Origin of the sequence: Methylophaga sp. (assembly GCF_009711715.1) — a bacterium.
Lineage (GTDB): Bacteria > Pseudomonadota > Gammaproteobacteria > Nitrosococcales > Methylophagaceae > Methylophaga.
The window spans coordinates 134,072-149,126 of record NZ_VENF01000001.1 but is presented as its reverse complement, the minus strand read 5'-3'; the positions used below and the strand labels follow the sequence as shown (position 1 = coordinate 149,126).

The following is a 15,055-nucleotide window of genomic DNA, read 5'->3' as shown; positions in this document are numbered from 1 at the left end:
ACGCCTCTCAGGCGGAGTATTAATAAAACTCAACGTAACGGTTGATTTCCCAATCGGAGACATGACGCATGTACTCCACCCATTCCATGTGTTTCAATTCCAGAAACTCCTTGGCCAGTCCCTCACCCAGGGCCCCTTTGACCACTTCATCTTTCTCCAGCGCCAGCAAAGCCTCATGGAGGTTTTGCGGCAGGATGCCGATGCCGTTTTCTTCCAGCTCGGCCGGAGACATGTCATAGAGGTTGGAATCGTGACCTTTGCCCGGATCCAATTGACGTTCCACGCCATCCAGACCGGCAGCAATCGCCGCTGCAGCAGTCAGATAAGGATTGCAGGTGCCGTCCGGCAGTCGCAGCTCAATACGGCCGTAAGGGATCCGCACCATGGTTGAACGGTTGTTATTACCGTATGAAATATAGGCTGGTGCCCAGGTTGCACCGGACAGCGAACGACCTACCACCAGACGTTTGTATGAGTTCACGGTCGGTGCAGCAATCGCAGTCAGTGCTGGAGCATGAGCCAGGATCCCGGCCATGAAGTGATAAGCCAGCTTGGAAAGACCCATACCAGAGGGATCACTATCATCCTGGAACAAGCTCTTTTCACCATCGCCAATCGACATATGCATATGCATGCCGTTACCGGGACGGTTGCTGAACGGTTTCGACATGAATGAGCAGATCATGCCCATTTCATTGGCGATTTCACTGGCACCCATCTTGAACATGATGTAGTCATCAGCACTCTTCAGCGCATCAGCATAGGTGTAGTTGATTTCAAACTGACCATTCGCATCTTCGTGGTCGATTTGGTAAATATCGAGACCGACCTTCATCAATGCTTCAGTCATTTTTTCCAGGTATTCGCCCTGCCGCTTGATGCCTTTATAGTCATAACAAGGCTTTTGCAGCGTATCGGTGACATCGCATGGTGATAACTGACCGGTTACCGGATCTTTATGCAGCAATGAAAATTCAGGTTCCAGACCGGTGTATAGAATCCAGCCCTTTTCTTCCAGCCGCTTCAGTTGTTTTTTCAGTACCACACGGCTGTCGTGATTGTAGGGTTCGCCATTAACGTGACCGTCACAGATAATGCGCGCATAGCCCGGCTGCCAGGGCAGCAAAGTCAGCGTACTGAGTTCGCCGACGGCCATGTAATCCGGGCCGTTGGGCGCAATACCCATGCCCCAGATGGCACCACCGGCAAAACCGGCACCGTTGGTGAGAATGTCTTCCAGATGCCCGGCAGGAACAGACTTAACCTTGGCGACACCATGGATATCAACAAACTGGGCCAGCACGTATTTAACGTCGTTATCTTTCAGAAACTTCTTGGCCTGCTCAATTTGGGCTGACTCCAGAAGTGTGTCGTTATGTTCGTATTTCATGAGCTCTTTCCTTCTGTTTATGTAAACAGCGTTGGTGATTAATTAAGCTTGTAATAAAAGTTGAAACCGACCGGGCCGCCGCCCTGCTCTTCGATGATGCCGAGCAGGGTTTTCCACAAATAAGGTCCGAAGGTTCCGTCACACCAGATGCGATAAACAGATTGGCCGTTAAGCGTCTGCTTCAGCAGCGTTGCCGATACACCGGCGATGACAGTCATGACCAGACGATTTTCTTCCAGTGTGGCGCCTTCCAGGTCGATGGCACACACTTCAGAAAACAAGGCTGGGGTCAGCTCTCCGCTGACAATAAAAGCTGCGTCATTGCGCAAAACTTTATGGACGCCGCCTTCATTCACGGCAGTGTCATTCAGCATCCCGGTCAAGTCGTTTTCCGGCTGGTCTTCCAGCAGAAATTCGGTATTACCCAGACGCATTACCAGACTGCCGTTATCCTGTGGCGTCCAGCTGTTGGTGGTGCCAGGCAGCTTGATACCTGCTGCCTGCAACCAGTTAGCAGCTTGTGGCCCTTTCACACCAAAACGGTTGAGATTACTGACATCACAGATACTCAAGGTCTGGCTGCGTTTGGCTTCCACATCCGCTGCATCAAAGCTCAATGCAGTCTCCATGCCATTGACTTCCCCGTTGACCGGCTTCCTTAATGCATGAGCAAAGGCCACCGGACTCATTAATACGGCGTCTTGCATATTCACTCTCCTCTACTCTCTAAAAGGTGGAAAAACGGAGCCTTGCAGGCAGTCGCCGCAACCATCGCGCCGGAATCGGTGCGAATCTGGAAACGGGCGCCGGCATGACTATGCTCAGGTGGCACAAAGGCAAAGCCGATATGACGATCGAGATAGCCACTGTAGGAAATACTGGTGACACGACCGGCAATCTGGCTTGCACTATCAATGACCAGATTGCACTCATTTGGCACTTCACCATGGAAATCCGGATCGAGAACAAAGGTCGTGAGCTTCTTATTGAGTGGCTTCTTCTCCAGGATCTTCAGACTGCGCTGACCGATAAAGAACGGTTTATCCATCGCCACCAAAGATTCAGAGTGCGCTTCAAATGGATTGGTCAGGCCATCGGTATCGTGGCTCACCAGGTGATGGCCCATTTCCAGACGCAGCAGACGTTGAGCATCGGTACCAAATGGACGAATACCCGATGCTTTCCCGGCTTCCATCAGCGCCTTCCAGACATGCAGGCCGGCTTTATAGGGCACATGGATTTCAAACGCCAGGTCGGCGACAAAGCTGACACGCATGACGCGGGCATCAACACCGGCGACTTTTCCGGTACGGAAAGCCCCTTTGCCCATTGCATCAGCTGATACATCAATATCCGTGAGAGAGGCCACCACATCGCGTGATTTGGGGCCAGCCACAGTCATCGCCGCCATCGCACCGGTCAGATTGACCAGCGTGACCTGCATTTTCCACAGCTGCACATTGCGCTGCATTTCACGGTAAACGGTCGCGGCATTAGATGAGTTGGTAGAGACATAAAACTGCTCTTCCGCCATTCTCACAGCAACCCCGTCATCAACCACGACGCCGGCTTCGTCCAGCAACATCGCAATGCGGCTGCCACCGACTTTCTGATCGGCAAACTTGCCGGTATAGAACCGTTCCAGGAAAGCACCGGCATCACTGCCGAAGACTTCAATTTTGCCCAGGGTACTGCCGTCAATCATGCCCACGCTTTCACGCACGGCCAATGTTTCCTGCTGCACCGCCTCGCTTGCGGTCAGGCCGGCACCGGCCGGTGCGTAATAGGCCGGACGCAGCCAGACACCGGCTTCCATCATTTCGCCGCCATGTTCCACATGCCATTGGTGCATCGCGGTATAACGGTGTGGATGGAAACCACGGCCGCCCAGGTGACCAATCGGGGTCGGATGAAAGAATGGTCGTGCCGTCGTGGTACCGATCTTCTCTACCGGCAGCTGACGGATGCGGGCCAGGATGCGGATGGCATTCATATTGGAATGCTTACCCTGACTCGGGCCCATGCCGACGGTGGTGAAACGTTTCATCAACTCAATATTGTCGAAACCTTCTTTGGCGGCATTGATAAAGTCTTTGACCTGGATATCCTCGTCAAAGTCGACAAAGTTCTTGCCTTTTGGGTGATTGACAATGGGATAAGGATGGCTGGGACGGTTAACGGAAGCCGCTTTAAAGCTTTCCAGCTGTACCGCTTTACCCAGGTAACTCGCTGCTTCTGCTGCAGCACGGCGACCATCCAGTTGACGGGATTTCAAATCGAACACGCCGTTGACCTTACCGGCAGCGAATACGCCTTCCGGTAATTGGGCAGGTACGAACTGCTCGACGTCGTAGTCGTAAGCCATTTTGGTACCGGCCTGATATAGCAGGGCCGCTGCCGGTGCCCAGCCGGCACTCATGGCAACGCCATCACAGCTCAGGCGCACACTCTTACTGGTATCAGCTTCCGCCGTGTTTTCGTCGTAAGGGCAGACCACGACTTCTTTGATACCCAGCTTGTTACTGCTTGGCACCGCTTCATAAATGCAGCTGCCTTTGTGCACGCTGATGCCGCTGTCTTTGACTTTCTGTGTCAGGTCCTGACCGGCGCCGCTGCTGCGCATATCAATGACAGCCACCACATCTACACCCACTGAAGCCAGATCCAATGCAGTGCGGTAACCATGATCATTGGCCGTCACGACGACGCCTTTTTCAAATGGTTTGACTGCATAACGATGCACCAGGCGCTGGGCGGCAGAGCCCAGCATCACGCCGGGCAGATCGTTGTAACGGAACACCGGCGGTTGTTCGAATACACCGGTCGCGACAATGACGGATTGTGCACGGACCTTGGTAATGCCGCTTTTTTCGACAATCGGAACCAGGTGGTCAGTGTAGTAACCGCCGGCGTAAGCATCGGTAATCAGGCGGATATTCTGATTGGCTTCGACTTCGCTCAGGAGTGCATGCAGCGTATCCGCTGAAGACTGATCGCCTGCGTAGTCATAGCTGAGACTGCCACCGGCCTGAAGATTCTCGTCAACCAGGATGACACTGAGGCCTTCTGCTGCTGCAGCCAGTGCCGCAGACAAACCGGATGCACCGGCACCGACCACCAGCACATCACAATGGGCATGGCGTTTGGGACGGATATTGCGCGGGTAATTAAAGTTGACCTCGCCCAGACCGGCTGCTTTACGGATTTTGTCTTCCCAGAACGGGAACATACGCTTGGGCTTATAAAAGGTTTTGTAATAGAAGCCCACCGGCAGGAAAGGTGACAAGTAGTCGATGTACTTGTTCTTGTCCTTGATAACGCCGCCATCGGTGTTGACCGCTTTTAGGCTCATGCCGTTACTGACCGGCCAGACGTCGGCACGGATATTGGTGTCTTCGCCATCGGTCATCAGCGCGTTGACATCATGGTTGGCAAAGCTCAGCAAACCGCGGGCACGGTGATATTTAAAGCTACGGCCCAGCACCCGAATACCGTTGGCCCACAGCGCACTGCTGATGGTATCGCCTTCATAACCCTGTACCTGCTGACCTTCGTATTCAAACGTCAGGGGCTTGTCGCGATTGATCCACTCGCCTCTTTTCTTTGCAATTCGACTGGTCATTTAGCTTCCTCCTGACCGGCAATGTAGGTACGGATGACTTTGTCAGCCATCGTGTCGCGTTCGGCAATAAACCAGGTGCCGCTGGGGCCGTGGTACCACCATTCCTTTTTCACACCGGGTGCACCATTGCGGTAGTGCACATAGGCAGCCCATTCCTTGTCGCTGCAGGTGTCGGGATTCGGCATATCGCGGTACTCACCGCCATAGGTGAATTCGCTGAGAGGCCGGATGCCGTTGATTGGACATTCAAGTAATTTCATCGCTTAGCTCTCATTAATGGCCGACCGAGGCTGCGCCTTTCTCGCCGGTCAGCTCGTAGTCTTCAAAACGGGATAAACGGAATGGCTGGATCAGATCCGGCGCCACATCGCGGGCGATGGTTTCGGCCATCGTCTTACCGCTGATCGGGGTCGCCTTGAAGCCCCAGGTACCCCAACCTGCGTCGAGATAGAAACCTTCAACCGGGGTCTTACCCATCACCGGTGCAAAGTCCGGCGTCAGATCAGCCATACCGGCCCATTGACGGACGACTTTGACGTTGGAAAGGAACGGGAACATGTCGACAATGTGGGATGTGAGACCTTCGACAAAGTCCAGTGAGCTGCGGGTCGAATGCACTTCATACGGGTCCAGTGACGACCCCATCACCAGCTCACCGCGTGAGGACTGGCTGACATAAACGTGCAGACTGCCGGAGACCAGGATGGTGTCGAGCCAGGGTTTCATCGGCTCACTGACACAGGCCTGCAGCGGGTGAATCACAATCGGGGTTTCGATATCGACCATATCGGTGATACGTGGTGTGAAGCCGGCGACCGCAGACAAAACGCGGTTAGTCTCGATATAACCTTTATTGGTGTTGACACCAACGACCTTGCCGCTTTTTACATCGATACCGGTAACTTCTGTCATCTGGAAGATTTCGACCCCCAGACGATCAGCTTCTTTGGCATAACCCCAGGCGACCGCATCATGGCGGGCGACAGAACCGGGGGCGTGATACAAAGCACCCAGGATCGGTGCCTGGCCACTGCACTGGATGTCCAGTTGCGGACAGGCCTGGGAAATTTCATCGGGCCCTACCACACGGCTTTCTACACCCACATGCTTATTCACTTCGGCACGCCAGCGCATGGTGCGCATCGCGGATTCGGTGTGGGCCAGTGTGAAGTGACCGCGGGTGGAATAGAACAGGTTGAGATCCAGTTCTTCCGACAGGTCTTCATACATCTTGACGCTGGCATCGTAGAAATTAACGCCTTCGGGCGTCAGGTAGTTGGAGCGCACGATAGTGGTATTACGTCCGGTGTTACCACCGCCGATATAGCCTTTTTCGAGTACCGCCACATTGGTGATGCCGTAGTCCTTGGCCAGGTAGTAAGCCGCAGCCAGGCCATGCCCCCCACCACCGATAATGACGGCGTCATAGCTTTTCTTGGGCTGAGTACGATCCTGGAAAAACCGTGGTGCCGGATGTTCCTTGCTCAGACCGTATTTCAAAAGTCCTAATGGCATTCTTAACCTCCACTGCCGTGGCGCTTGCTTCTACTACCTAAGAAGTAGACTGCGGCTACCACCTTTTTAGTAAACATTGTTTCACCATATGAAACTTGGTTTCCATTTACGCATGACTGATTTCTGATGTCAATACTTCTTGGAAACTTTTTTTCATACAATGAATCACTCGATAGTTTGAATCCTGAAAACTGATGTATAATCAAAGCCATGAAATAGGCATACAACGGAGTATTTTCAGGCGTGAATAACAAAGAAACGCTTACTACCACAGGGACTGTCGCCCACACACTGGATAAACATCTCGGTAATACCCTGCGCCATTTACGGATGGAAAACGGACTGACCATTGCCGAGGTCAGCAAACGGGCCAATGTCAGCCGAGGCATGTTGAGCAAGATCGAAAACGGACTCACATCACCCAGCCTTGAAAAACTGGAACATCTGGCCAACGCGCTGGGCGTCACCCTGTCTCGCTTGTTTCATGACTACGACACACCCAAATCCGGTGCTCAGTACGTGCGACATAACGAAGGTATGGAAGTGGTTCGTCGCGGAACCAAAAGCGGCCATACCTATCACCTGCTGGCCTATGACACGGGCCCTAAAAAACTGTTTGAACCGTTCCTGATTTCGCTTGATGAACACAGCGAAGTGTTTGATCCTTTCGAACACGCCGGTACCGAATTCATTTATATGCTCGAAGGCAAACTGGAATACTCGGTCGGTGACAAGCTCTATATTCTGGAACCCGGCGACTCGTTGACCTTCGATGCCGAGCAACCGCACCGGCCGATGGCCAAAATGGAAATGCCAATCCGTTACCTGGCTATCATTTACTACGACAGCCTTGACGACTTTGAAGTCGACTAACATAGCTAGCGCGCACTCAAGACTGAGATTGCCGCACCAGAATGGCGGCCATATCGGTAAAGCTCTGCATTAATTGCTGTTTCAGATCGGGGGCATACTCAAGCTTGTCCAAAGCCATGGACATACTGGTCAACCAGGCCTGACTCACACTCTCGTCAATATCGACATGCGCATGAATCTGACGCACATTCGAATGTCCCCATTTTTCAGCGTACAGCTTGGGACCACCGAACATGCCGGAAAAGAAATTCAACTGCTCCATCCGCGCATGGGCCATACCATGACCACGCAGATGCAATAAAAAGACGGGCTTGCCGACTTCAGTCGTTTCCAGGATGCCGCAGAAAGTCTCAACCAGTTGCCCGACACCTTCCGCGCCACCAATTCTCTGGTAAATACTTTCACGAGGTTTTGTTACAGCCTGCTGCATGCTTACCCCCCAACAACTCAGCCTTCAATTATGAGTGTGATTCTAGTGAGGGTTGGCAAGCCGGATAAATACCGATGAATGTGTACTCCCAAGGGAGTAGAGACAGCATCAAGACCGCTTTTCACAATCTTAGCCAGCCATGGTAATGTCATAGAAAAAAACAGTTGGATTAGTTATGTCTCTCAGCCTGTTGGTATACCGTAGTCGCTCAACACACCAGCTGAAAAAAGAGAAAGTTGTCGCGATGTCCAAACACTTCGCACTCAGGAACCGTGACCGCAATATCACCGGTATGCTGGTGTTTGATGGTGAGTATTTCATGCAGGTACTGGAAGGCCCACGGCAGAAAATCTCTGCACTCTACGAACTCATACAGTCTGACCCCAGGCATGAAGAAGTCGTCACCGTTCTTGATGAACCCATTTACAGACGTACCTTTGATGACTGGGGACTAGGCTTTATCGTTATTAACGATGAAGGCGGTAAACAGATTATTTCCAGTGACGCCACCTTTGATCATCAGCTAAATAAGCTGGGGCTGGACGACCTTGAACGAGTCGATACCACACGAGCTTCACTGATTATTGATGCGTTTGCCAAAGGTCGCTGGCGTGAACCCTACACTGTGCCGTCCCGAGAACTATATGAAGACCTGACTGAGGGGGCAGTGCCTCATCTCAACAATCACCCAACTATCGGCCCCTATCCGGTCAATTTTGCCTTTCAACCTATCGTTAACCCTGTCAGCAGACTTGTCACCTCTGCCGAGGCACTGCTGAGAGGACCGAATCAAGAATCCCCCGCCGACATTCTGTCGCAATACAGCGGGATCGACCTCTATCGTTTTGATCTGGAATCCAAGCAGTATGCCTTGCAGATTGCTGCTGATATGGGGCTGCCCTGTCGTGTCTCGCTCAACCTGCTGCCGATGTCGCTGATCATGGTTCCGGATGCGGTGGATTTTCTGCTGGAAAAAATTGAAAGTCTCGGTCTGTCCAGCGAACAGATTGTGGTCGAGATTACTGAAGAAGAAGCCATCACCAATCATGATGCTTTTTTTGGTGCGATTACCCGGCTCAGAGGTGCCGGTATCAAAGTCGCGATCGATGATTTCGGTGCCGGTTATGCCGGTCTGTCACTACTGGCCGAATTCCAGCCGGACAAGGTTAAAATCGATCGCAAACTGATTCAGGGTATTCAGCGTAACGGCCCCAGACAGGCGATTGTCAGAGCCATTGTCGAGTGTTGTTACTCGCTGGGTATCTCAGTTATTGCCGAGGGTGTGGAACAGGAAGCCGAAGTGAAATGGCTGCTTGAGGCCGGCGTCAGTAAATTTCAGGGCTTTTATTTTGCCCGGCCGTCCTTCAATAGTTTTCCTGATATTCACTGGTAAGAATGTGTTACCAGCCAGCTACCCGGCGCATGATATGAAAAATCAGGTTCTGTTCATTAACCCCGGATACGGCTGAAGCACCCGGGCCGGTGGCATAAATCGCGACATCTTCACCGCCATGGGTTTCTGCCTCCAACGGCACCAGCGCTTCCTGATGATAACCACTGGCCTCAGTATCAACCCGGCTTAAATCATGTCGCCCGCTATTTGCCGGCTCCCCGTAACTGATATCGGCATCGGTTTCATCGCCCAGATCCCGAAAACCCAGCCCATTGGCATAACCCAGCGTGGTATACGGCATGCCGTCTTGCGCCTGAGCGGGTTCCTGTTCACCAATATTGACGACTTTGCCCAGAATCGGATTACCACGCTTGGGATAACCTGCCATCGTAAACACATGACTGTGATCGGCGGTAACGATAATCAGGGTCTCTTCTGTGTCGGTTTTCTCCAGTGCCACTTTGACCGCCCGTGCAAACTCAATCGTATCAGTGAGCGCGTTGTAGGCATTACCGGCATGATGGGCATGATCGATGCGGCCGCCCTCGACCAGCAGGAAAAAGCCTTTTTCATTGTTATCCAGAATATCAATGGCCTTGGCGGTCATCTCGCTGAGGGACGGTTCACCGGCTTCATCATTTGGCCGATCAGCTTCGTAATGCATGTGTGAGGCTTCAAACAGGGCCAGCAATTTATTGGTCTTTGCCGGGTCAACCGCATCAAAACCCGCCTGGTTTTCGATGTAATGTCCGCCAGGATATTGTGCCTGCCATTCATTAATTAAATGACGCTGATCGCTGCGATCTCCGGTGAATATGGCCATTTCATCCACACTGTCAGAGGCCGGCTGATTCGGCAGAAAATGACGGCGGCCACCGCCCATCATGACTTCAATACCATTGATATTTGCCGCGGCCGGAAACCGCTGCTTGAGATTGTTCTCAAAGTTCAGCAGCTGCAGCGCAATATCTTCACAACCCGCTGCGACGGCTTCCTCCGGCAAATCAGAAATATCTTCCCAGTTACGCTCGGGCGCTTTGGCATAAGTCGCCGCTGGTGTCGCATGCGTGACCCTGGTCGTCGTTACAAATCCGGTTGACCGGCCTGCAATTTCAGCCAGCTCCAGCGCCGTGACCAGTTCATTGCCCTTCACCGTGCTGCAATCGCCGCGCTTCACATCTTCATCAATACTGATAATGCCGGCATCGGTTTTCACACCGGTGATCATGGCCGTCATGGTGCCGGCCGAGTCCGGTGTCTGAGCATCGACATTGTAGGTTTTGGACAGACCGGTAAAAGGAAAGGATTCAAAACTCAGGCTGTTCTCTTCGCCTGCGAGGCCTTGGTTCTGTCCGTCCAGAATGCGGGCGGCTGTAATCGTGGAAACACCCATGCCATCACCAACAAACAAGATGATATTTTTGGCTTTTTTATCAGGTTCGAAAATTGGCTTTTGCGCCAGAGCGGCTTCAGCTTCATGGAACCAGTGATTTTCACGCTGACTCTGGGGGATAAGTGATGAATCAGTCTGAACAGCACCGCTGAACAGAGCCAAAACTAAGAGGTAGCTATGACGATTAAGCAACAATGCCCGTCTCCGAGATAAATAATTAATCAGCTTAATAATAGTATGTGACTATTGTTTTGCAGCCGTTGAAACCGGAAATTCAATTTCTGAATAATAATCAGCAAAAACGATCTCAATGCGAAGACGCTCACCGATTTTAGCCATGGCCGCAGGGTTGGAAACCTGTTCCAGCCACTGGCTCGCCTGTGCGGCAGGAATCAGGTTGCAGATATCCCCGACAGGCCAGTGGAAATACAGCTCATTGTTTTTCTTTTCGGCCAGTACATCCGGGTCAGTCGTTTCCGGGATGGGAATATAGGAACTGAACATTTCCAGGCCGCCCTGCTGCTCCGGATCATCAGCAAAGTATTCCAGCGAGATATCCCAGCCCCGAACCAGACCGGCAGTATCATCGCCCTGCTCCAGGCTGAAGCCATACATTGCGAGCGTGCCGTCATTGATCTTGGGCAGCTTGTTCAAGGCTTTCTGAACAGCTTTGATAGCTTGTTCGTCCTGCTGGCTTAAGCCTTCCAGTGACAGCAGCCAGTCTCCCAAATCAATTGCTGACTTGATGAGCTTTTTATGCGATTTGTCGGGCAGTATATTGGCCATGGCAACAGCGAATTAAGCGAATACAGTCGTAATCAGGTACGTGGTGTAAGCCACATAGGCTGTCAGCAGAATACCACCTTCAATCCGGTTTATACGGCCCTGCCCCCGGAAACCGTAGCCGAAGATGAACAGCGAGATAGTCAGCACAATCATTGTCATCACATCGCGATAAAGCAGTTCCGGGCTGACCGCCATCGGCGCGATGGTACCGGCAATACCGACGACCGCAAGCGTATTAAATAAGTTGGAGCCGATAATATTACCCAGGGCTATATCATGCTCGCCTTTACGGGCAGCAATCACGGATGAAGCCAGTTCAGGCAAAGAGGTGCCAATGGCGACAATGGTCAGGCCAATGATCAAATCACTTACTCCCAGAGCGACGGCGATTTCCACTGCGCCCCACACCAGTACACGGGAACTCAGAATCAGCAACAATAAGCCGATAATCAACCACAGCACGGCTCGCTTGAGCGGCATCTGATGCTGTTCAAGCTCCTGGGCGATTTCGATACCAAACTCATCAGTCTTTTTCTGCATGCCCTGCCAGATAGTCCAGCCCATCAGCGCGGCAAAAATCAGCAGCAATACTACCGCGTCGGTGCGTGACAAATTACCATCCCACAACTGCCAGGCAGCGGCAAAGGTAATAATGGTCAGAATCGGCAGCTCTTTTCTAAGTACCTGCGAATGCACTGCAATGGGACTGATTAAGGCGGTGATACCGAGGATCAGAGCAATATTGGTGATGTTGGAACCGTAGGCGTTACCCAGCGCGATACCGGGGTTACCCTGTGAAGAAGCCAGTGCCGACACCACCATTTCAGGAGCCGAAGTACCGAAGCCGACAATCACCATACCGATTAATAAGGCTGGCATGCCGAAATGCCGGGCGGTGGCTGCCGCGCCTTCAACAAATTTGTCGGCACTCCAGACCAGCAGAATCAGCCCGAAAATCACAGCAGCAATGGCAAGGCTCATAAAACTTACATCCTTAATAATGGGTGGTTAAAGTAAGGCACTAAAACGATGCTCATCATAGCAAATGCTGGCTGATTAGATAGTAGTCGGAGGTGATTTGAGGCACAAAAAAACCACCCGAAGGTGGTTGTCTTTGTTTTTGGTGGAGGCGGCGGGAATCGAACCCGCGTCCGCAGATCCTCCGCCCTTGGATCTACATGCTTATTCCATCTTTTAGTTTAACTGTTTGCAACCCGATGGACAGGGCAAACAAACAGCGAGCTAGTTAAAGTTTTAGTCTCTTCGCACCTAGCTTACGTCGAGACGATCTTGTGTGAGTCGACGCCCGATACCAGTCGCACAAGCACGGATCTGGTCGGACGGCATTTGCTGGTTATTAAGCAGCTAGTGCGTAGTTGTTATCGTTAGCAACTATTTTAATTTTCCAGTCTGTTTTACGAGAAGAACTGAAATACTCGGCATGCACCTCAGGTTTTGCGATCCCCGTCGAAGCCAGGTCGCCCCCAAAGCTTGTGTTACATAGACATTATAGAGAAAGACAAGTTTCTCAGCTAGGGTCTTTTTTGTATCGACTTTGTTCTTGTGTTTCGAAAGTCGGAGTATGGGTCGTTACTAGCGCTGGCTATCTGGAATAGTTATCAGTTCACAGGCGGTTTGGCTTGGTGCACCTATCCAGTGTGCCGGCCCCTATTTCATCTTCAGGATGCGAGCTTTGTCACGGTTCCAGTCGCGTTCTTTTTCCGTGGCGCGTTTGTCATGCAGCTGTTTACCCTTGGCCAGCGCGATTTGCACTTTAGCCATGCCTTTTTTCCAGTACATGGTCAGCGGCACGAGGGTGTAGCCCTTACGCTCGACAGCGCCGATGAGTTTATCCAGTTCGCGTCGGTGCAGCAGCAATTTTCTGTCACGTTGCGATTCGGGCACGATGTGCGTTGAGGCCGTTTTCAATGGGCTGATCAAGGCATTGGCGAGATAAGCTTCGCCGTTGCGGATATGCACATAGCTTTCATTAAGCTGTAGTTTGCCATCACGGAGGCTTTTGACTTCCCAGCCTTCCAGCGAGATGCCCGCCTCAAATTTTTCTTCGATGAAAAAGTCGTGACGAACTTTGCGGTTGACCGCAATGGTGTTGTCACTGAATGTTTTCTTTTTGCTCTTTTTAGCCATCCGCCCATTATAAAGTTTTTGACGTTGGTATTCATTATTTTAGTGAATACCGCTAAACAAACGCTGTTTGTTGATTTCGTCCAAATCTGGTTACAATCGGAGCAATTTGTGCATCAAACAGGACGCAAACATGGCAAGACCTGAAAAGTCGATACACGGTGAGTGGACATCCCGCTGGGCGTTTATTCTGGCGGCCACCGGTTCGGCTGTTGGTCTTGGCAATATCTGGAAGTTTCCCTATATCACCGGCGAGAACGGTGGTGGTGCGTTTGTTCTGGTCTATCTCGCCTGTATTGCCGTGATTGGTATTCCGCTGATGATGGCCGAAGTACTTATCGGCCGCCGCGGTCGCCAAAACCCGATTAACAGCCTGAAGTCGCTGGCGAAAGAAGAAGGCCGTCCCCTCGCCTGGCGCTGGCTGGGGGCAATGGGGGTACTGGCCGGCTTCTTTATTCTTTCTTATTACAGCGTGATTGCCGGTCAGGCAATGGCGTATATTCCCCGTACTTTCTTTGGTGTGTTTGAAGGCGTGACCCCGGATGGTGCCGCCAGTATTCATGCTGCATTGGTCAATGATCCGGAACGGCTGCTGGCCTGGCATACCATCTTTATGATCATCACCATGTTTGTGGTCACCCGTGGTGTTCAGCATGGTCTGGAAAAATCGGTGCGGATTATGATGCCGGCGCTGTTTGTGATTCTGCTCATACTGGTCGGCTATGCCGCCAATACGGGAGAAGCCTTCACCCGCAGCGTGCATTTTCTGTTTGATGCCGACTTTTCCAGGCTGACAGCCAACTCGATTCTGATTGCGATGGGTCATGCTTTCTTCACGCTGAGCCTGGGGATGGGGGCAATCATGGTTTATGGCTCTTATCTGCCGAAGAAGACTTCCATCTTTAAGATGTCGGTGACCATTTCCGTGATGGATACCAGTGTTGCCCTGCTGGCTGGTCTTGCGATTTTCCCGCTGGTATTTGCCAATGGCATGGAACCCGGTGCCGGTCCCAGCCTGATTTTTGAAACCCTGCCGATTGCTTTCGGCCATATGCCGGGGGGCGATTTCTTCGGCGGTATCTTCTTTCTGCTGTTAGTTTTTGCGGCCTGGAGCTCCGGAATTTCTCTGGTTGAACCGATTGTGGCATGGATGGTGGAGAACCATGGTTTCAGCCGTCGTAATGCAACCATGCTGTCAGGTGGCATTATCTGGCTGCTGGGACTGCTCACATTGTTTTCATTCAACATCGGCAAGGAATGGACCCTGTTCGGCAAGACGGCCTTTGGCTTGCTTGACTACCTGACTGCGAATATCATGTTGCCTTTGGGTGGCTTACTGATAGCCATTTTCGCCGGCTGGATGATGAAGCCATCCAGCACAGCCGATGAGTTGGCAATTAGCAATCGCATATTGCAATACTGCTGGTTGATATTGATTCGTTTCGTATCACCGCTGGCAATTCTGATTGTGTTTGCCAATCTCACCGGTCTACTGAAAATATAAGACA

Annotated in this window: 13 protein-coding genes and 1 other RNA gene; 3 read left to right on the top strand and 11 right to left on the bottom strand. The window is 51.9% G+C overall.

Going from position 1 to position 15,055, the window contains the following annotated elements; all coding sequences use genetic code 11:
* Window positions 1-19 precede the first annotated feature (19 nt).
* From glnT to FH755_RS00675, 5 genes are read right to left on the bottom strand one after another with little or no spacing between them, the layout of a single operon-like run.
* Complete coding sequence (glnT, locus tag FH755_RS00695; protein WP_292437682.1) at window positions 20-1,390, bottom strand: type III glutamate--ammonia ligase; 1,371 nt, start codon at window positions 1,388-1,390, stop codon at window positions 20-22.
* Window positions 1,391-1,428: 38 nt separating this feature from the next.
* Entirely contained in the window at window positions 1,429-2,097 is a 669-nt protein-coding gene (locus tag FH755_RS00690; RefSeq protein ID WP_292437680.1) for a sarcosine oxidase subunit gamma, read from the bottom strand.
* Between the two features lie 2 nt (window positions 2,098-2,099).
* Entirely contained in the window at window positions 2,100-5,012 is a 2,913-nt protein-coding gene (locus FH755_RS00685) for a 2Fe-2S iron-sulfur cluster-binding protein (protein ID WP_292437679.1), read from the bottom strand.
* A complete protein-coding gene (locus tag FH755_RS00680) occupies window positions 5,009-5,272 on the bottom strand; it encodes a sarcosine oxidase subunit delta (RefSeq protein WP_292437677.1) in 264 nt (87 codons plus the stop codon). Before FH755_RS00680 ends, FH755_RS00685 begins: the two co-directional genes overlap by 4 nt.
* A 13-nt stretch (window positions 5,273-5,285) precedes the next feature.
* Window positions 5,286-6,527 (bottom strand): FAD-dependent oxidoreductase, encoded by a 1,242-nt coding sequence (locus FH755_RS00675; RefSeq protein WP_292437675.1) that lies wholly within the window; start codon window positions 6,525-6,527, stop codon window positions 5,286-5,288.
* Window positions 6,528-6,770: 243 nt separating this feature from the next.
* On the opposite strand from FH755_RS00675, the gene FH755_RS00670 reads away from it, so the two are divergent.
* On the top strand, window positions 6,771-7,400 hold the full coding sequence (locus FH755_RS00670) for an XRE family transcriptional regulator (RefSeq protein ID WP_292437673.1): 630 nt from the start codon (window positions 6,771-6,773) through the stop codon (window positions 7,398-7,400).
* Between the two features lie 16 nt (window positions 7,401-7,416).
* Here FH755_RS00670 and FH755_RS00665 read toward each other — a convergent pair whose 3' ends face one another.
* Window positions 7,417-7,830 (bottom strand): group II truncated hemoglobin, encoded by a 414-nt coding sequence (locus tag FH755_RS00665; protein ID WP_292437671.1) that lies wholly within the window; start codon window positions 7,828-7,830, stop codon window positions 7,417-7,419.
* Window positions 7,831-8,005: 175 nt separating this feature from the next.
* Between FH755_RS00665 and FH755_RS00660 the strand changes: the two genes are divergently transcribed.
* On the top strand, window positions 8,006-9,223 hold the full coding sequence (locus FH755_RS00660) for a diguanylate phosphodiesterase (protein WP_292437669.1): 1,218 nt from the start codon (window positions 8,006-8,008) through the stop codon (window positions 9,221-9,223).
* A 7-nt stretch (window positions 9,224-9,230) separates the two neighbouring features.
* Here FH755_RS00660 and FH755_RS00655 read toward each other — a convergent pair whose 3' ends face one another.
* The 5 genes from FH755_RS00655 to smpB all read right to left on the bottom strand — a co-directional run bounded on the left by FH755_RS00655 (window position 9,231) and on the right by smpB (window position 13,550).
* Window positions 9,231-10,811 (bottom strand): alkaline phosphatase, encoded by a 1,581-nt coding sequence (locus tag FH755_RS00655; RefSeq protein WP_292437667.1) that lies wholly within the window; start codon window positions 10,809-10,811, stop codon window positions 9,231-9,233.
* 48 nt (window positions 10,812-10,859) lie between these two features.
* A complete protein-coding gene (locus FH755_RS00650; protein WP_292437665.1) occupies window positions 10,860-11,402 on the bottom strand; it encodes a hypothetical protein in 543 nt (180 codons plus the stop codon).
* 12 nt (window positions 11,403-11,414) lie between these two features.
* Window positions 11,415-12,383 (bottom strand): calcium/sodium antiporter, encoded by a 969-nt coding sequence (locus FH755_RS00645; protein WP_292437663.1) that lies wholly within the window; start codon window positions 12,381-12,383, stop codon window positions 11,415-11,417.
* A gap of 140 nt (window positions 12,384-12,523) precedes the next feature.
* Window positions 12,524-12,888: a transfer-messenger RNA gene (gene ssrA, locus FH755_RS00640) on the bottom strand.
* Window positions 12,889-13,070: 182 nt separating this feature from the next.
* Window positions 13,071-13,550 carry an SsrA-binding protein SmpB gene (gene smpB / locus FH755_RS00635; protein ID WP_292437661.1) on the bottom strand — a complete coding sequence of 160 codons (480 nt, stop codon included), beginning with the start codon at window positions 13,548-13,550 and terminating at the stop codon, window positions 13,071-13,073.
* A 130-nt stretch (window positions 13,551-13,680) separates the two neighbouring features.
* Here smpB and FH755_RS00630 point away from each other — a divergent pair, with 130 nt between their 5' ends.
* The gene (locus FH755_RS00630) at window positions 13,681-15,051 is read left to right on the top strand and encodes a sodium-dependent transporter (RefSeq protein WP_292437659.1); all 1,371 of its coding nucleotides are present in this window, start codon (window positions 13,681-13,683) and stop codon (window positions 15,049-15,051) included.
* Window positions 15,052-15,055: the final 4 nt, after the last annotated feature.

Excerpts from the sequence above, each read along its gene's own strand:
- FH755_RS00660 (WP_292437669.1), top strand. The coding sequence starts at position 8,006 with ATGTCTCTCAGCCTGTTGGTATACCGTAGTCGCTCAACACACCAGCTG.
- FH755_RS00680 (WP_292437677.1), bottom strand. The coding sequence starts at position 5,272 with ATGAAATTACTTGAATGTCCAATCAACGGCATCCGGCCTCTCAGCGAA.
- glnT (WP_292437682.1), bottom strand. The coding sequence starts at position 1,390 with ATGAAATACGAACATAACGACACACTTCTGGAGTCAGCCCAAATTGAG.
- FH755_RS00690 (WP_292437680.1), bottom strand. The coding sequence starts at position 2,097 with ATGCAAGACGCCGTATTAATGAGTCCGGTGGCCTTTGCTCATGCATTA.
- FH755_RS00645 (WP_292437663.1), bottom strand. The coding sequence starts at position 12,383 with ATGAGCCTTGCCATTGCTGCTGTGATTTTCGGGCTGATTCTGCTGGTC.
- FH755_RS00665 (WP_292437671.1), bottom strand. The coding sequence starts at position 7,830 with ATGCAGCAGGCTGTAACAAAACCTCGTGAAAGTATTTACCAGAGAATT.
- FH755_RS00675 (WP_292437675.1), bottom strand. The coding sequence starts at position 6,527 with ATGCCATTAGGACTTTTGAAATACGGTCTGAGCAAGGAACATCCGGCA.
- FH755_RS00630 (WP_292437659.1), top strand. The coding sequence starts at position 13,681 with ATGGCAAGACCTGAAAAGTCGATACACGGTGAGTGGACATCCCGCTGG.
- FH755_RS00650 (WP_292437665.1), bottom strand. The coding sequence starts at position 11,402 with ATGGCCAATATACTGCCCGACAAATCGCATAAAAAGCTCATCAAGTCA.
- smpB (WP_292437661.1), bottom strand. The coding sequence starts at position 13,550 with ATGGCTAAAAAGAGCAAAAAGAAAACATTCAGTGACAACACCATTGCG.
- FH755_RS00685 (WP_292437679.1), bottom strand. The coding sequence starts at position 5,012 with ATGACCAGTCGAATTGCAAAGAAAAGAGGCGAGTGGATCAATCGCGAC.